Here is a 17885-nt window from a genome sequence, read left to right on the forward strand (position 1 = left end):
TCAGCGCACCGGAACGCCGTCCTTCCAGACCCGCGCCACCAGCGGCACGCCGGGGCGGTAGGCCAGGTGCACGCGGGTCGGGGCGTCCAGCAGCACCAGGTCGGCGCGCCTGCCCGGCGCGATGACGCCGATGTCATCGCGCCGGAGCGCGGCGGCCCCGCCGGCGGTCGCGGCCCAGACCGCCTCCGCCGTGGTCATGCCCATGTCGCGCACGGCGACGGCGATGCAGAACGGCATCGACGAGGTGAAGCTCGACCCGGGGTTGGTGTCGCATGCCAGCGCCACGGTCACCCCGGCGTCGATGAGGCGCCGCGCGTCCGGATAGGGCTGGCGCGTGGAGAACTCCACGCCCGGCAGCAGGGTGAGCACGGTGTCGGATGCGGCGAGCGCGGCGACGTCCGCGTCGGTGAGGTAGGTGCCGTGGTCGACGGATGCCGCGCCGAGCTCGACCGCCAGCTGCACGCCCTCACCGGGGCCGAGCTGGCTGGCGTGCAGGCGCGGCTGCAGCCCGCGCGCGATGCCGGCCTGGAGCACCCGCCGCGACTGCGGCACCGTGAAGGCCCCGGTCTCGCAGAACACGTCGATCCACTTCGCGTGCGGCGCGCACGCGTCCAGCATCTCCCCGACGACGAGGTCGACGTACTCGTCGGCGCGGCCGGCGTACTCGGCCGGCACGACGTGCGCGCCCAGGAACGTCACCTCCTCGGTGACCTCGGCGGCGAGCCGCACCAGCCGCTCCTCGGTGGCGACGTCGAGCCCGTATCCGCTCTTGATCTCCACCGTCGTCGTGCCCTGGGCGTGCATCTCGTCGAGGAAGCCGCGCAGCCGCTCGCGCAGCTGGTCGTCGCTCGCGCCGCGAGTGGCGGTCACGGTCGAGCGGATGCCGCCCGCGGCGTACTTCTCGCCGGCCATGCGCGCTTCGAATTCGGCGGCGCGATCGCCGCCGAAGACGAGGTGGCTGTGGCTGTCCACGAACCCGGGGATGACCGCCCGGCCGCCGGCGTCGACGACCTCGGCGGCGCCGCGGCCGCTCTCCCCGGATGCCCGGACCGGGGCATCCGGGGCGGCGCCGACCCATGCGATCCGGCCATCCTCGATGAGCACGGCGGCATCGTGCAGCGTGCCGCAGCGGTCGCCGGCGGCGCCGGGGTCGTTGGTGGTCAGCTCCCCGATGTTCGTGATCAGCGTGGCGCTCACAGCATCGGCACCTTCAGGCCGCGCTCGCGGGCGACCTCGCGCGCGTGCTCGTAGCCGGCGTCCACATGCCGCATCACGCCGGTGCCGGGGTCGTTGGTGAGCACCCGCTCCAGCTTCTGCGCGGCGAGCTCGGTGCCGTCGGCCACGGTGACCTGGCCGGCGTGGATGCTGCGGCCGATGCCGACACCGCCGCCGTGGTGGATGGACACCCACGCCGCGCCGGAGGCGGTGTTCAGCAGCGCGTTCAGCAGCGGCCAGTCGGCGATCGCGTCGGAGCCGTCCTTCATGGCTTCGGTCTCGCGGTACGGCGAGGCCACCGAGCCGGAGTCGAGGTGGTCTCGGCCGATCACGATCGGCGCCTTCAGCTCGCCCGAGGCGACCATCTCGTTGAACTTCAGGCCGGCGAGGTGGCGCTCCTTGTAGCCGAGCCAGCAGATGCGCGCGGGCAGGCCCTCGAAGTGCACCTTCTCCCCCGCCTTCTTCAGCCAGCGGTGCAGGGCGGCGTCCTCCGGGAACAGCTCGGCGATGGCGCGGTCGGTCTTGTAGATGTCCTCCGGGTCGCCCGAGAGAGCGGCCCAGCGGAACGGGCCGCGGCCCTCCTCGAACTGCGGGCGGATGTAGGCCGGCACGAAGCCGGGGAACGCGAACGCGCGGTCGAAGCCGCCGAGCTGCGCCTCGGCCCGGATCGAGTTGCCATAGTCGAACACCGCGGCGCCGGCGTCCTGGAAGTCGACCATGGCCCGCACGTGCGCGGCCATCGACTCCCGCGAGCGGCGGGTGAACTCCTCCGGGTCGCGCTCGGCCTCGGCCTTCCAGTCCTCGACCGAGATGCCGATCGGGAGGTATGCGAGCGGGTCGTGCGCGCTGGTCTGGTCGGTGACGATGTCGATCGGCACGCCGCGGCGGAACAGTTCCGGGAACACCTCGGCGGCGTTGCCGACGATGCCGACCGAGAGGGCCTCGCCGGCCTGCTTGGCGGCCACGGCACGGGCCACCGCGGTGTCGAGGTCGGTGTGGTACTCGTCCAGGTAGCCGTGGTCCACGCGGCGGGCCAGGCGGGTCTCGTCGACGTCGACGATGAGGCAGGCGCCCTCGTTCAGCGTGACCGCGAGCGGCTGCGCGCCGCCCATGCCGCCGGCGCCGCCGGTGAGGGACAGCGTGCCCTTGAGCGAGTCGCGGCCGAGCGAGCGGGCGACGGCGGCGAAGGTCTCGTAGGTGCCCTGCAGGATGCCCTGCGAGCCGATGTAGATCCACGAGCCGGCGGTCATCTGGCCGTACATGGTCAGGCCCAGCGACTCGAGCCGACGGAACTCGGGCCAGGTGGCCCAGTCGCCGACGAGGTTCGAGTTCGCGATGAGCACGCGCGGCGCCCACTCGTGGGTGCGGAACACGCCGACCGGCTTGCCGGACTGCACCAGCAGGGTCTCGTCGGGCTCCAGCTCGTCGAGGGTGCGCACGATCGCGTCGTACGCCTCCCAGTTGCGGGCGGCGCGGCCGGTGCCGCCGTAGACGACGAGGTCCTCGGGGTGCTCGGCGACCTCGGGGTCGAGGTTGTTCATCAGCATCCGCTTGGCGGCCTCGGCGCCCCAGCTCTTCGCGGTGCGCTCGTTGCCGCGCGGGGCGCGGACGCTCCGCCCCTGGTGGCCGATCCCGTTGGCGGCGGTCGCAGTGGTGGTCGCGGTGGTGGTGTCAGACATTCGCGTGCTCCTTCGCAGTGCGGAGGACCTCGCCCGAGCGCACGAGCTCGGTGACGGCCTCCATGTCGGGTGAGAGGAAATGGTCGGGTCCGGGGCCTTCGGTCACGGTGCGGACGAGGTCGCGCACCGCGCCGGTGGCGGGTCCGGCCTCGAGCGGCGCGCGCAGGTCGAGCGCGCGGGCGCCCGTGAGGATCTCGATGGCGAGGACGCGGGCGAGTCCGTCGATCGCGCGCCGCAGCTTGCGGGCTGCGGCCCAGCCCATCGAGACGTGGTCCTCCTGCATCGCCGAGGACGGGATGGAGTCGACGGATGCCGGGGCGGCGAGCCGCTTCAGCTCCGATACGATGCCGGCGGCGGCGTACTGGGCGATCATGAGCCCGGAGTCCACGCCCACCTCGTGGGCGAGGAAGGGCGGCAGGCCGTGGCTGCGCGCCGGGTCGAGGGCGCGGTCCGTGCGGCGCTCGGAGACGGATGCCACGTCGGCGACCGAGATCGCGAGGAAGTCGAGGACCGCGGCGACAGGGGCGCCGTGGAAGTTGCCGTTCGATTCGATGCGTCCGTCGGCGGTGACCACGGGGTTGTCGACGACGGAGGCCAGCTCGCGCTCCGCGATCGTCGCGGCGTGCGCCATGGTGTCGCGGGCGGCGCCGTGCACCTGCGGAGAGCAGCGCAGCGAGTAGGCGTCCTGCACGCGCCCGTCCTCCGGGCCCTTGTGGCTGGCCACCATGGGCGAGTCGCCGAGGAAGGCGCGCAGGTTCGCGGCCGAGGCGGCCTGGCCGACCTGGGGGCGCAGCGCCATCAGATCGGCGGCGAACACGGCATCCGTGCCCAGCTGCGACTCGATCGACATCGCGGCGGCGAGGTCGGCGGTGGTGACCAGCGTCTCCAGGTCGTGCAGCGCGAGCACGAGCATCCCGAGCATGCCGTCGGTGCCGTTGATGAGGGCGAGCCCCTCCTTCTCCACGAGCACCAGCGGCTCGATGCCCGCGGCGGCGAGCGCCTGGGCCGCCGGCATCAGCTCGCCGTGGGCGTCGCGCACCTCGCCTTCGCCCATCGCGGCGAGCGCGATGTGGGCGAGCGGGGCGAGGTCGCCGGAGCAGCCGAGCGAGCCGTACTCGCGCACGATCGGGGTGATCCCCGCATTCAGCATGGCCGCGTAGGCGTCGACGACCGCCGGGCGCACGCCCGTGTGGCCGGAGGCGAGCGTCTGCAGGCGCAGCAGCTGCAGCGCGCGGACGACCTCGGTCTCCACCTCGGAGCCGGTGCCGGCGGCGTGCGAGCGGATCAGGCTGACCTGCAGCTGACGGCGGCGCTCCGGGGCGATGAAGGTGGTGGCGAGGGCGCCGAACCCGGTGGAGACGCCGTAGTGCGGCTTGGGATCGGCCGCCATGCCGTCGATGACGGCGCGGGCCGCGGCGACGCGGTCACGGGCGCTGTCGGCGATGGTGACGGGGGCGTGGTGGCGGGCGACGGCGACGACGTCCGCGGGAGTGAGCGGCGTCGCGCCGATGACGATCGGGGAGGTTTCCTGCATGCTTCGATTCCACACCCTGGGGGTGCCGGGCGGAGGGGCGGAATGACAGACTGTGTCTGTGATCCCAGACGAACTCGCCCGCCCCGAGGCGCGCCCGCAGGTTCCCGCGGCGGACCAGACCCTGCGCATCCTCCGCCATCTCGCGCGGCGGCCGGCGCCGGTGGCGGCATCCGCGCTCTCCCGGGACCTCGGCATCCCGAGGTCGACGGTCTACCACCTGCTGGCGACGCTCGAGGCGCACGGCTTCGTGGTGCGGCTGCCGCAGGAGCGGCGCTGGGGTCTGGGCACCAGCGCCTTCGAGCTCGCCGGCGGCTACGCCCGACAGGAGCCCCTGGCACGTCTCGGCCGGCCCCTGGTCGCAGGCCTCGCCGACCGCCTGGGCGAGAGCGCTCACCTCGCGGTGATGAGCGGACGAGACGTGCTGTACATCGTGGAGGAGCGGGCGCTGCGCCGCCCGGCGCTGGTGACCGAGGTCGGGGTGCGCCTGCCCGCGCACCTCACCGCCACCGGCCGCGCGATGCTCGCCGCGCTGCCGGCCTCGCAGGTGCGCGCGCTGTATCCGGACGTCTCGGCGTTCACCGAGCGCACCGGGCGCGGCCCGTCGAAGCCGTCTGAGCTGAGGGAGCTGCTGCGCCAGGTGCGGCGCACCGGGGTGGCGACCGAGGACGGCGAGGTGACCGAGGGCTTCCGCTCGGTCGCCGTGGCCGTGCGCGATCACGCCGGGTGGCCGACCGCCGCAGTCGCGGTGACCTGGGCGGCGGACGCCGGCGTCGACCTGGGGGCGGTGACGGATGCCGTGGCCGGTGCCGCCCGCACGCTGGAGCGACGCACCGGACGGCGCGACCGGCCGGGCGCGTCACCGTGACCGAATCATCGTGGCGCCGCGCACGGGAGGTGAGCGCCCCGGGACAGGGGCGTTAAACGCGAAAGAGCCACCCAGCACTGGGTGGCTCTTTCACAGAAGAAGTCCGGCGGTGTCCTACTCTCCCACAGGGTCCCCCCTGCAGTACCATCGGCGCTGTGAGGCTTAGCTTCCGGGTTCGGAATGTGTCCGGGCGTTTCCCTCACGCTATGGCCGCCGAAACACTGTTGACATGTTCATCGGCAACACACTCGTGTGGTGTGTTGTTTGGTTCCGACCGTACGTCGAGAACCACAAAGTGGACGCGAGCTTTCTCAAGGGAAAGTGTTATCAAGTCGTCGGCTTATTAGTACCAGTCAGCTGCACCCATTGCTGGGCTTCCACATCTGGCCTATCAACCCAGTCGTCTGGCTGGGAGCCTCTCCACCCGAGGGTGATGGAAGTCTCATCTTGAGGCCGGCTTCCCGCTTAGATGCTTTCAGCGGTTATCCATCCCGAACGTAGCTAACCAGCGGTGCTCCTGGCGGAACAACTGGCACACCAGAGGTTCGTCCAACCCGGTCCTCTCGTACTAGGGTCAGATCCTCTCAAACTTCCTACGCGCGCAGCGGATAGGGACCGAACTGTCTCACGACGTTCTAAACCCAGCTCGCGTACCGCTTTAATGGGCGAACAGCCCAACCCTTGGGACCTACTCCAGCCCCAGGATGCGACGAGCCGACATCGAGGTGCCAAACCATGCCGTCGATATGGACTCTTGGGCAAGATCAGCCTGTTATCCCCGAGGTACCTTTTATCCGTTGAGCGACAGCGCTTCCACAAGCCACTGCCGGATCACTAGTCCCGACTTTCGTCCCTGCTCGACCTGTCAGTCTCACAGTCAAGCTCCCTTGTGCACTTACACTCGACACCTGATTGCCAACCAGGTTGAGGGAACCTTTGGGCGCCTCCGTTACTCTTTGGGAGGCAACCGCCCCAGTTAAACTACCCACCAGGCACTGTCCCTGAACCGGATCACGGTTTGAAGTTAGATATCCAGAGTGACCAGAGTGGTATTTCAACAATGACTCCACCCGAACTGGCGTCCGAGCTTCACCGTCTCCCACCTATCCTACACAAGCCACACCGAACACCAATACCAAGCTGTAGTAAAGGTCACGGGGTCTTTCCGTCCTGCTGCGCGTAACGAGCATCTTTACTCGTAATGCAATTTCGCCGAGTTCGCGGTTGAGACAGTTGGGAAGTCGTTACGCCATTCGTGCAGGTCGGAACTTACCCGACAAGGAATTTCGCTACCTTAGGATGGTTATAGTTACCACCGCCGTTTACTGGGGCTTAAATTCTCAGCTTCGCCTTGCGGCTAACCGGTCCTCTTAACCTTCCAGCACCGGGCAGGCGTCAGTCCGTATACATCGTCTTGCGACTTCGCACGGACCTGTGTTTTTAGTAAACAGTCGCTACCCACTAGTCTCTGCGGCCCCCACGCCCTTTCGGAGCAAGTCCTAATAAGCGGAGGGCCCCCTTCTCCCGAAGTTACGGGGGCATTTTGCCGAGTTCCTTAACCACGATTCTCTCGATCTCCTTGGTATTCTCTACCTGACCACCTGAGTCGGTTTGGGGTACGGGCGGCTAGAACCTCGCGTCGATGCTTTTCTCGGCAGCATAGGATCACCCACTTTTCATCCGCATCGTGTCTCAGCCTGTATGAGCCGCGGATTTGCCTACGACTCGGCCTACGCACTTGCACCAGGACAACCATCGCCTGGCTTGGGCTACCTTCCTGCGTCACACCTGTTAATACGCTAGCCGCACCAGCATGGGGTCGCGCGCTCCCCACCACGATGCCACCCGAAGGCGGCGGTGTGATGGTTCGGGCGCTTAGCACCACTGGATTGACTGGGGCGGTTCTTCGCCGGTACGGGAATATCAACCCGTTGTCCATCGACTACGCCTGTCGGCCTCGCCTTAGGTCCCGACTTACCCAGGGAAGATTAGCTTGACCCTGGAACCCTTGGTCTTCCGGAGGACGTGTTTCTCACACGTCTTTCGCTACTCATGCCTGCATTCTCACTCGTGTGGCCTCCACGGCTAGATCACTCTGCCGCTTCACCGCCCACACGACGCTCTCCTACCCATCAACACGGCTGGACCACGAAGGCCTACCAAAAATGTCAATGCCACAACTTCGGTGGCGTGCTTGAGCCCCGTTACATTGTCGGCGCGGAATCACTTGACCAGTGAGCTATTACGCACTCTTTCAAGGGTGGCTGCTTCTAAGCCAACCTCCTGGTTGTCTGAGCAACTCCACATCCTTTTCCACTTAGCACGCGCTTTGGGACCTTAGATGGTGGTCTGGGTTGTTTCCCTCTCGACTATGAAGCTTATCCCCCACAGTCTCACTGCTGCGCTCTCACTTACCGGCATTCGGAGTTTGGCTGACGTCAGTAACCTGGTGGGGCCCATCGGCCATCCAGTAGCTCTACCTCCGGCAAGAAACACGCAACGCTGCACCTAAATGCATTTCGGAGAGAACCAGCTATCACGAAGTTTGATTGGCCTTTCACCCCTATCCACAGCTCATCCCCTCAGTTTTCAACCTAAGTGGGTTCGGCCCTCCACGACGTCTTACCGTCGCTTCAGCCTGGCCATGGATAGATCACTTCGCTTCGGGTCTAGGACATGCGACTCAAACGCCCTATTCAGACTCGCTTTCGCTACGGCTACCCCACACGGGTTAACCTCGCCACATATCACTAACTCGCAGGCTCATTCTTCAAAAGGCACGCTGTCACACCTACCAGGGGTGCTCCAACGGTTTGTAAGCAAACGGTTTCAGGTACTATTTCACTCCCCTCCCGGGGTACTTTTCACCTTTCCCTCACGGTACTTGTCCGCTATCGGTCATCTGGGAGTATTTAGGCTTATCAGGTGGTCCTGACAGATTCACACGGGATTTCTCGGGCCCCGTGCTACTTGGGATACACTCCACGCTGCGAACCGCATTTCGACTACGGGGCTGGCACCCACTACGGCTGGCCTTTCAAGACCATTCGTCTATACGATCGCATCACGTCGGCCACTCGGCAGAACGACCAGGAGAGTCCCGCAACCCCGGATATGCAACGCCTGCCGGCTCTCACACACACCCGGTTTAGCCTCATCCGCTTTCGCTCGCCACTACTCACGGAATCACGGTTGTTTTCTCTTCCTGTGGGTACTGAGATGTTTCACTTCCCCACGTTCCCTCTACCCGCCCTATATATTCAGACGGGAGTCACCAGGTCGGCACGCCGCCCGGCGGGGTTTCCCCATTCGGAGATCCTCGGATCAAAACTCGCTTATCAGTTCCCCGAGGCTTATCGCAGATTGCTACGTCCTTCTTCGGCTCCAGATGCCAAGGCATCCACCGTTTGCTCTTAAAGACTTGAAATCACATGAGCACGACCAACCCCAAAAGGGCCGGTCGAAGTTTTCTTTAAGATGCTCGCGTCCACTGTGTAGTTCTCAAAGTACGGGCGGTCCCCCTCCCCCACCACCACCACGGCGACAGAAGAAAGGGCCACGAGGTCCAGTCCAACCCGAAAGCCGGCCCGGTCCCTCAGGACCCAACAGCGTGCAGACGCCCCGCTCACCACCCCCCACCTTCCAACCACCGAAGCGGCGTACTAGCAGAAGACAGCTGCGCTGACGTCATGTCAAATGTTCCACCCATGAGCTGACCGGCGGGAACGTTCGCCCCGAACCGGCGCCTGGACACCAACAGGTGCCAGATGCTCCTTAGAAAGGAGGTGATCCAGCCGCACCTTCCGGTACGGCTACCTTGTTACGACTTAGTCCTAATCACCGATCCCACCTTCGACGGCTCCCTCCACAAGGGTTAGGCCACCGGCTTCAGGTGTTACCGACTTTCATGACTTGACGGGCGGTGTGTACAAGACCCGGGAACGTATTCACCGCAGCGTTGCTGATCTGCGATTACTAGCGACTCCGACTTCATGAGGTCGAGTTGCAGACCTCAATCCGAACTGGGACCGGCTTTTTGGGATTCGCTCCACCTCGCGGTATCGCAGCCCTTTGTACCGGCCATTGTAGCATGCGTGAAGCCCAAGACATAAGGGGCATGATGATTTGACGTCATCCCCACCTTCCTCCGAGTTGACCCCGGCAGTATCCCATGAGTTCCCACCATAACGTGCTGGCAACATAGAACGAGGGTTGCGCTCGTTGCGGGACTTAACCCAACATCTCACGACACGAGCTGACGACAACCATGCACCACCTGTTCACGAGTGTCCAAAGAGTTCCCTATTTCTAGGGCGTTCTCGTGTATGTCAAGCCTTGGTAAGGTTCTTCGCGTTGCATCGAATTAATCCGCATGCTCCGCCGCTTGTGCGGGTCCCCGTCAATTCCTTTGAGTTTTAGCCTTGCGGCCGTACTCCCCAGGCGGGGAACTTAATGCGTTAGCTGCGTCACGGAATCCGTGGAAAGGACCCCACAACTAGTTCCCAACGTTTACGGGGTGGACTACCAGGGTATCTAAGCCTGTTTGCTCCCCACCCTTTCGCTCCTCAGCGTCAGTTACGGCCCAGAGATCTGCCTTCGCCATCGGTGTTCCTCCTGATATCTGCGCATTCCACCGCTACACCAGGAATTCCAATCTCCCCTACCGCACTCCAGTCTGCCCGTACCCACTGCAGGCCCGAGGTTGAGCCTCGGGTTTTCACAGCAGACGCGACAGACCGCCTACGAGCTCTTTACGCCCAATAATTCCGGATAACGCTTGCGCCCTACGTATTACCGCGGCTGCTGGCACGTAGTTAGCCGGCGCTTTTTCTGCAGGTACCGTCACTCACGCTTCTTCCCTGCTAAAAGAGGTTTACAACCCGAAGGCCGTCATCCCTCACGCGGCGTTGCTGCATCAGGCTTGCGCCCATTGTGCAATATTCCCCACTGCTGCCTCCCGTAGGAGTCTGGGCCGTGTCTCAGTCCCAGTGTGGCCGGTCACCCTCTCAGGCCGGCTACCCGTCGACGCCTTGGTGAGCCATTACCTCACCAACAAGCTGATAGGCCGCGAGCCCATCCCCAACCGAAAAAATCTTTCCAACCACAGACCATGCGGCCATGGCACATATCCAGTATTAGACGCCGTTTCCAGCGCTTATCCCAGAGTCAGGGGCAGGTTGCTCACGTGTTACTCACCCGTTCGCCACTAATCCACCCAGCAAGCTGGGCTTCATCGTTCGACTTGCATGTGTTAAGCACGCCGCCAGCGTTCATCCTGAGCCAGGATCAAACTCTCCGTAAAAAAACAGAAGCCAACCAACAACCGGGAAAACAGTCGAAGGCCAGCGAGTTCAATCATGACCAAAACGAATGTCACTGACATCCGCAAATTGATCCAAAGGAATTCTCAACGACTCCGAAAAGCCGACGAGGATAATTTGGCATTTGACAAGTGCACGCTGTTGAGTTCTCAAGGATCGGACGCACCCACACACCCACCAACCAAGGCAGGACGCGCAGGGCAACTTCGCAATCTGTCCGGGCACCGTTGAGGCTGTGCAGCCTTCCGGACCCGGGCCCTCCATCCTACACCAACGTGACCACTGATGTGAAGTAGGAGGTGTGTCCGCCGCTTGGAGGGGAGCTGGACCTTCCGGCCTTCCGCTCAACCGCTTGGGGCGAACAGGTAACAACTTACGCGGATCCCGCCGACCCGGCAAATCCGGATCGCGCTCCGGGCGTGTCGCGCCGTCGGCCGGGCCGCGCTCAGGGATCGGTCTCGCCCTGGACGACGGCGAGCCGTCCGGCGACGCCGCGACCGATCCCGCGCTCACCGGGGCGATCATCACCACCCGCACCGGCACCAGCCGGGTCCGCACCTCCACCCGCACGCTCACCGTCGCCGGCTTCGCCCTGCTGGTGATGTTCGCCGTCTGGGCGGTCGGCGAGGACTCGCTGTGGGCGATGTCCGGCGCGATCGGCATCGCCCAGGCCGGCATGGACGACGGAGGCCTCGGGCTCGTGCTGAGCGCGTCCACGGCCGGAGGCCTGGTCGCCGCGATCGCGCTCATCGTCCTCGGCGCCCGGCTCGGGCGGGCCCTGCCGCTCGGCATCCTGATCGCGCTCGGCGGCGCGCTCAAACTGCTCGCCTGCACGACCACCGACCCCACCGTGTATCTCGTCAGCATGATCGCGTGGAACACCGTGTACGCCGTCGCCTTCATGTACATCGTGGCCACCGCCGCCGCCCTGGACGCGAGCGGGCGATGGTCCGGTCCGGTGCTCGGCGTGTACCTCATCGGCTCGAGCTTCTCGCCGCTGTTCGGGGCGTGGATCGCCGAGATGTCCGGGTTCCTCGGCCTCGGGATCGTGCTCGCCGGCATCAGCGCGGTCCTGCTGATCCCGCTCATCCTGGTCGCCCGCCTCTCCACACGCGTGGAGAAGGAGCAGCTGCTCCCGGGTGAGGCCTCCCCCGATATCGACCTCATCCGCACGGCAGGAGTCTGAATTCATGGCAACGATCTATCGAGGTGCCCGGGTGTTCACCGCCGCGGAGGCCCCCTGGGCCGAGGCGCTCGTCGTCGACGGCGATCGCCTCGCGTTCGTGGGCGACGAGCACTCCGCGCGCGCCGCGGCCGGCCCGGACGCGGAGATCGTCGACCTGGACGGCGGGGTCGTGCTGCCCGGCTTCCTCGACGTGCACACGCACCTGCTGATGATGGGGGAAGCGCTCGGCGCCGTCCCGCTCACGGAGGAGCGCACGCTGGAGGCGATCCAGGCGCGTCTGCGCGAGGCCCGGGCGGCGGATCCCGCGGCCCCGCGCCTGCACGGCCGCGGCTGGCTGTTCGACTCGGTGCCCGGCGGTCGTCCCACGGCAGCCATGATCGACGCGGCCGTGCCGGATGTGCCGGTGTACCTGCAGGCCAACGACTACCACTCCGTGTGGGTGAACTCGGCGGCGCTGGCCGAGCTCGGCGTCACCCGGGACACGCCGGACCCGCTCGGCGGCGAGATCGGCCGTGACGCGGACGGTGCGCCGGACGGGATGTTCTACGAGACGGCCGCGCAGCAGATCGTCTGGCCGTTCCTCGACGAGGTCCGCACGGATGCCGAGCGGGACGAGGCCCTGGAGCGCGCCTTCGCCGCGTACCTCGCCGCCGGCGTGACCGGCGCCGTGGCATGGCGCTCGATCCGGTCGCCCTCGCCGCCCTCGACCGGATCGCCGGGCGCCGCGGCGGGCTCCCGCTCGCGGTGCGCGCGCACTGGTTCGTCCACAACACCGGCGACGACGAGGAGAACCTCGCCCAGGTGCGCCGTGCGGTGGAGCTGTCGCAGCGGACGGATGCCCCGTGGCTGCGCGTGGTCGGCATCAAGCTGATCCTGGACGGCGTGATCGACGCCTGCACCGCGGCGCTGCGGGCGCCGTACACGAACGGCGCGAACGCCGACCCGATCTGGCCCCTCGATCGGCTGATCCCGGTGGTGACCGCCGCGGACGCGGCGGGGCTGCAGATCGCGATGCACGCGATCGGCGATCGGGCCAGCGACATCGCCCTGGACACCCTAGAGGCCGCGGTCGCCCGCAACGGCGCCCGCGAGCGCCGGCACCGCATCGAGCACCTCGAGTACGCCGCGCCGGAGACCCCGGCGCGGATGGCGAAGCTCGGCGTCACCGCATCCATGCAGCCGGTGCACGCCGACCCGTCGATCTGGGAGAACTGGGCCGCCATGCTCGGGCCTGAGCGCGCCGCCCGCGGCTTCGCCTGGCCGGAGTACGTCGACGCCGGGGTGCGGCTCGCGTTCTCGACCGACGCGCCGACCGCGCCGCACCCGGCGCTGGCGAACATGTTCATCGCGGCCACCCGCCGTTCCGCCGCCGACCCCTCCCTGCCCCCGGTGCTGCCGCACTTCGCGCTCCCCCTCGAGCAGGCGATCGTGCACGGCACGCGCGACGCCGCGGCGTCCCTCGGCGAGGAGCACCTCCGCGGCAGCCTCGCCGCCGGCATGCGGGCGGACTTCGCCGTCCTCGACCGGGACCCGTTCGCCCTCGGCCCGGACGCACTGCTGGCGGCATCCGTCGTCCGCACCGTCGTCGGCGGCCGCACCGTCCACGTCATCGGCACCTGACCCCGGCCCCGTTTCACTACCATCGCTCTAGACCGTCGCCCGAGAGATCAGGCGGCGGCGAATCGAAGGAGATCCCATGTCCTGGCGCATGCCGTCCGAGACCGCACCGCACACCCGCACCTGGATGGCGTTCCCCGCCGAGGGGATCACCCTCGGCGAGAGCGACACCGAGCGCGAGGAGGGATACGCCGCCTGGACCGCGGTCGCGCACGCGGTCGCCGAGTTCGAGCCGGTCACCATGCTCGTCGACCCGAGCGAGCTCGGCCGCGCGCGCCGGATGCTGTCGGAGCAGATCGAGATCGTCGAGGCTCCGGTGGACGAGTTCTGGATGCGCGACTCCGGCCCCACCTTCGTCGTCGACGACGAGCGCCCCGGGGTGCTCGGCGCCGTCGACTGGGTGTTCAACGGCTGGGGCGCCCCGGCCTGGGCGCAGTGGCGGAAGTCCGCGGAGCACGCCCGGATCATCGCGGCGGCCACCGGCGCCGAGCTGGTCAGCTCCACGCTCGTGAACGAGGGCGGCGGCATCCACGTCGACGGCGAGGGCACCGTGCTGCTCACCGACACCGTACAGCTCGACCCGCGCCGCAACCCGTACCTGGACCGCACGCGCGTGGAGGCGGAGATGCTCCGCACGATCGGCGCCACCACCGCGGTCTGGCTGCCCCGCGGCCTCACCCGCGACTACGACGAGTTCGGCACGAACGGCCACGTCGACATCGTGGCGACCCTGCCCTCCCCGGGCGTGCTGCTGATGCACGCGCAGGAGGACCCGGCGCACCCCGATCACCAGGTGATGGCCGAGCTGCGCGCACACCTGGAGACCCAGACGGACGCCGCCGGCCGCACCTTCGAGATCGTCGACCTGCCGGCGCCGTCCACCCTCCGCGACGACGAGGGCTTCGTGGACTGGAGCTACGTCAACCACCTCGTCACGAACGACGGCGTGGTCGCGTGCGGCTTCGGCGACGAGAAGGCGGATGCCCGCGCCCGCGCCATCCTGTCCGACGTGTACCCCGGTCGCCGCGTCGTCACGGTGGACGCGCGCCCGCTGTTCGACCGCGGCGGCGGCATCCACTGCATCACGCAGCAGCAGCCCGCCCTGCCCGACACCACCCGCTGAACGCCCGCCGAGACACAGCCGCCGGCCGCGGCCGGAAAGCCGCCCCAGACGACCCCGGCAACCCGAGACGAACCCTGCAAGGAGTCACCCCATGTTCGACGTGTACGAACGCTCCATCGCCGACCTGCGCCGTGCGCTGGAGACCGGCGCGACGACCGCCGTGGAGCTGGTCGACGCCTATCTCGCCCGCATCGACGCCTACGACGCCCCCGACACGCCCACCGCGCTGAACGCGGTCGTCGTGCGCAACCCGGAGGCGCGCGCGGAGGCCGCCGCATCCGACGCCCGGCGCGCCCGCGGCGAGACGCTCGGCCCGCTGGACGGCATCCCGTACACCGCGAAGGACAGCTACCTGGTGAAGGGGCTCACCGCGGCATCCGGCAGCCCGGCGTTCAAGGACCTCGTCGCCCAGCGCGACGCGTTCACGATCGAGCGGCTGCGCGCCGGCGGGGCGATCTGCCTGGGCCTGACGAACATGCCGCCGATGGCCAACGGGGGCATGCAGCGCGGCGTGTACGGCCGCGCCGAGAGCCCGTACAACGCCGACTACCTCACCGCGCCGTTCGCCTCCGGGTCCTCGAACGGATCCGGCACGGCGACGGCGGCGAGCTTCGGCGCCTTCGGCCTGGGCGAGGAGACGTGGTCGAGCGGGCGGGGACCGGCGACGAACAACGCCCTGTGCGCGTACACGCCGTCCCGCGGCGTGATCTCGGTGCGCGGCAACTGGCCGCTGGTGCCGACCATGGACGTCGTCGTGCCGCACACCCGCAGCATGGCGGATCTGCTCGAGGTGCTCGACGTCATCGTCGGCGACGACGCCGAGACGCGGGGCGACTTCTGGCGCGTGCAGCCGTGGGTGCAGCTGCCCGCGGCATCCGCGGTGCGCCCGGCCTCGTACCCCGCGCTCGCGGTGACGGATGCCGAGCAGGGCGCGGCGGTCCTGGCGGGAAAGCGCATCGGCATCCCGAAGATGTACATCAACGCCGACCCCGAGGCCGGCACCGCGGAGAACCCCGGCATCGGCGGCCCCACCGGGCGGCGCATCGAGACCCGCCCGTCCGTGATCGCCCGCTGGGAGGTCGCGCGCCGCGACCTGGAGGCCGCCGGCGCCACGGTGGTCGAGGTGGACTTCCCGGTCGTGTCGAACTACGAGGGCGACCGGCCTGGGGCGCCCACGATCGCCACCCGCGGCCTGGTCAGCCCGGAGTACCTGCGCCGGGAGATCGTCGACCTCTCCGCGTGGGGCTGGGAGGACTTCCTGCAGGCGAACGGTGACCCGGCTCTGCGCTCGCTCGCGGATGTGGACGGGGCGACGATCTTCCCGCATCCGGAGGGTGCGCTGCCGGACCGGTACGACGGGTTCGACGACGACATCGCGGAGTACCCGGCCTGGGTGCGCGAGCACCCGGGAGCGACGTTCGACGACATGCCGGAGCTCGCCGACGGGCTGCGCGGGCTGGAGGAGACCCGCCGCCGCGACCTCGAGGAGTGGATGGACGGGCTGCGCCTGGATGCGGTGGTGTTCCCCGCGGTCGCGGACGTGGGACCGGCGGACATGGATGTGAACCCGGCATCCGCGGACCTGGGCTGGCGCAACGGCGTCTGGATCGCGAACGGCAACCTGGCGATGCGTCACCTCGGCATCCCGAGCGTGACGGTGCCGATGGGCCTGATGGAGGACATCGGCATGCCGATCGGGCTCACCTTCATCGGCCGGGCGTACGACGACACCGAGCTGCTGCGCGTCGCCTCCGCGTTCGAGGCGATCGGGACCCCCGGCACGCGGCGCACGCCTCCGCCGCGCACGCCGCGGCTCTGACGCCGGGCGCGCGGCGTCGCGGCGTCACACCCGGGCGGCCTCGACCCGGATGCGCTCCGCCCCGGTGTACACGTTCATGGAGCGCCCGCGGAGGAAACCGACGAGCGTGAGTCCGGACGCCGCGGCGAGCTCGACCGCGAGCGACGACGGCGCCGAGACCGCCGCGAGGATGGGGATCAGAATGCGCCGCGAAGAACTCCGGGCCCACGCGGCGCACCGTGGCCTCCTCGGCGACCGCCTTGGCGCCGTTCTCGCAGAACTCCGCGATGTGCCGTCTGTCCTCCTCCGGCCAGGCGCAGCCGGGACAGTCGAACCCGTCCTTCTGGTTGACTCGCGTCAGGGTCTGCACCGAGCGCACGATCCCCATCTGCTCGTGCGCGATCTGCAGGGCGTGCAGCACGGCCGGCACGCCCACGGCCACCTCCTTCGGAGCCGTCACGCGCAGACGCGTCTCGTCGATGTCCTCTGTCGGGGGGTTCCGGGCCATGGGGCGAGAATAGACCACGATCGCCGCTGCGCGGCGCCCCGCGTCACAGGCGCCCGGCGCCGGGCCTCGCGGCCTCAGGCCGCGAACCCCGCGGACCTCACGTCGCGAGACCGCCCAGGCCGACCCAGGACGCCCCGCCGTCGGCCTCCACCTGCTTCTTCCACACCGGCAGCTCCGCCTTCACGCTCTCGACCAGCGCGCGGCACACCTCGAAGGCGTCGGCGCGATGCGCGGACGACACCGCGCACACGATGGCCGTCTCACCCACGCCGAGCGCCCCGACGCGGTGGCTGATCGCGATCCTCAGCCCCGCCGCATCCGCATCGGCGGCGAGCGCGGCGAGGAAGCGCCCGGCATCCGGGTGCGCGCTGTACTCCAGCCGCACCACGCGCCCCTCGGCATCCGGGTCGTGGTCGCGCACAGTGCCGACGAAGAGCGCGGTGGCGCCGGCCGCGGCATCCGCCACCGCGGTCAGGTGCGCGGCGACGTCCAGCGGCTGCGCGGAGATCTCACTGCGCACGATCACGGGTGATCACCCCCGTCGAGCTGCGAGAGCGCGTGCGCGGCGACGGAGAGGACGACCGGGATGCCGTCGCGCACCGCGCCCGGCGAGCCGGGGAGGTTCACCACGAGCGCGCGCCCCGCGATCCCCGCCCGCCCGCGCGAGAGCAGCGCCTGCGGGAGGACGGCGGCGCCGCGGCGGCGCAGCTCCTCGGCGATCCCCGGCAGCTCGCGGTCGAACAGCTCGTCCATCGCGTCGGGCGTCACGTCCCGCGGGGAGACGCCGGTGCCGCCGGTCGTCACGACCAGACGCGCCCCGGCATCCGCGGCCTCTCGCACCGCGGCGACGATCTCCGCGACCTCGTCGGGAACCACCCGGACGTCGGCCCGCCAGCCACCGCCCGCGAGGAGTTCGGCGGCGAGCGGACCGGAGACGTCCTCGCGCAGCCCCGCCGCGGAGCGATCCGAGACCGTCACCACGACGGCCTGCCTGGTCGGAGCGTTCATCCGCTCAGTCTAGATTCCGCCGGGCACCCGC

General features: G+C 68.4%; 10 protein-coding genes, 3 rRNA genes and 3 pseudogenes. 6 read left to right on the top strand and 10 right to left on the bottom strand.

Features of this window, described 5'->3' with window-relative positions; translation table 11 throughout:
- From hutI to hutH, 3 genes are read right to left on the bottom strand one after another with little or no spacing between them, the layout of a single operon-like run.
- On the bottom strand, positions 1-1197 hold the full coding sequence (gene hutI, locus JRG78_RS09265) for an imidazolonepropionase (RefSeq protein WP_259606405.1): 1197 nt from the start codon (positions 1195-1197) through the stop codon (positions 1-3).
- A complete protein-coding gene (gene hutU, locus JRG78_RS09270) occupies positions 1194-2894 on the bottom strand; it encodes a urocanate hydratase (RefSeq protein WP_272653333.1) in 1701 nt (566 codons plus the stop codon). Before hutU ends, hutI begins: the two co-directional genes overlap by 4 nt.
- Positions 2887-4428 carry a histidine ammonia-lyase gene (hutH, locus tag JRG78_RS09275; protein ID WP_272653334.1) on the bottom strand — a complete coding sequence of 514 codons (1542 nt, stop codon included), beginning with the start codon at positions 4426-4428 and terminating at the stop codon, positions 2887-2889. The genes hutU and hutH overlap by 8 nt, the downstream gene beginning before the upstream one ends.
- A gap of 52 nt (positions 4429-4480) precedes the next feature.
- Here hutH and JRG78_RS09280 point away from each other — a divergent pair, with 52 nt between their 5' ends.
- Positions 4481-5293, top strand: coding sequence for an IclR family transcriptional regulator (locus JRG78_RS09280; protein WP_272653335.1), 813 nt, complete (start codon positions 4481-4483; stop codon positions 5291-5293).
- A 101-nt stretch (positions 5294-5394) separates the two neighbouring features.
- Here JRG78_RS09280 and rrf read toward each other — a convergent pair.
- The 3 genes from rrf to JRG78_RS09295 all read right to left on the bottom strand — a co-directional run bounded on the left by rrf (position 5395) and on the right by JRG78_RS09295 (position 10595).
- Positions 5395-5511: ribosomal RNA gene (gene rrf / locus JRG78_RS09285) — 5S ribosomal RNA — on the bottom strand.
- 105 nt (positions 5512-5616) lie between these two features.
- Positions 5617-8720, bottom strand: a 23S ribosomal RNA gene (locus JRG78_RS09290).
- Between the two features lie 351 nt (positions 8721-9071).
- Positions 9072-10595 (bottom strand): 16S ribosomal RNA (locus JRG78_RS09295).
- The 16S, 23S and 5S rRNA genes sit together here, the layout of an rRNA operon.
- Positions 10596-10966: 371 nt before the next feature.
- On the opposite strand from JRG78_RS09295, the gene JRG78_RS09300 reads away from it, so the two are divergent.
- From JRG78_RS09300 to JRG78_RS09315, 5 genes and pseudogenes are all read left to right on the top strand, one after another.
- Complete coding sequence (locus tag JRG78_RS09300; RefSeq protein ID WP_272653336.1) at positions 10967-11800, top strand: hypothetical protein; 834 nt, start codon at positions 10967-10969, stop codon at positions 11798-11800.
- Between the two features lie 4 nt (positions 11801-11804).
- A pseudogene (locus JRG78_RS12590) lies at positions 11805-12416 on the top strand (amidohydrolase family protein); the annotation flags it as partial.
- A gap of 56 nt (positions 12417-12472) precedes the next feature.
- Entirely contained in the window at positions 12473-13420 is a 948-nt protein-coding gene (locus JRG78_RS12595; RefSeq protein WP_336297682.1) for an amidohydrolase, read from the top strand.
- Between the two features lie 76 nt (positions 13421-13496).
- On the top strand, positions 13497-14540 hold the full coding sequence (locus tag JRG78_RS09310) for an agmatine deiminase family protein (protein ID WP_259606410.1): 1044 nt from the start codon (positions 13497-13499) through the stop codon (positions 14538-14540).
- A gap of 91 nt (positions 14541-14631) precedes the next feature.
- The gene (locus JRG78_RS09315) at positions 14632-16359 is read left to right on the top strand and encodes an amidase (RefSeq protein ID WP_259606411.1); all 1728 of its coding nucleotides are present in this window, start codon (positions 14632-14634) and stop codon (positions 16357-16359) included.
- Positions 16360-16383: 24 nt separating this feature from the next.
- On the opposite strand, the pseudogene JRG78_RS09320 reads toward JRG78_RS09315, so the two are convergent.
- From JRG78_RS09320 to JRG78_RS09335, 4 genes and pseudogenes are all read right to left on the bottom strand, one after another.
- Positions 16384-16536, bottom strand: a pseudogene (locus tag JRG78_RS09320) (formate dehydrogenase accessory sulfurtransferase FdhD); the annotation flags it as partial.
- Between the two features lies 1 nt (position 16537).
- Positions 16538-16846, bottom strand: a pseudogene (locus JRG78_RS09325) (hypothetical protein); the annotation flags it as partial.
- A gap of 97 nt (positions 16847-16943) precedes the next feature.
- Positions 16944-17372 (bottom strand): molybdenum cofactor biosynthesis protein MoaE, encoded by a 429-nt coding sequence (locus tag JRG78_RS09330; protein ID WP_259606412.1) that lies wholly within the window; start codon positions 17370-17372, stop codon positions 16944-16946.
- Positions 17369-17854 (bottom strand): MogA/MoaB family molybdenum cofactor biosynthesis protein, encoded by a 486-nt coding sequence (locus tag JRG78_RS09335; protein ID WP_259606413.1) that lies wholly within the window; start codon positions 17852-17854, stop codon positions 17369-17371. The genes JRG78_RS09330 and JRG78_RS09335 overlap by 4 nt, the downstream gene beginning before the upstream one ends.
- Positions 17855-17885: the final 31 nt, after the last annotated feature.

It is taken from the genome of Microbacterium sp. EF45047, assembly GCF_028472845.1.
Lineage (GTDB): Bacteria > Actinomycetota > Actinomycetes > Actinomycetales > Microbacteriaceae > Microbacterium > Microbacterium neungamense.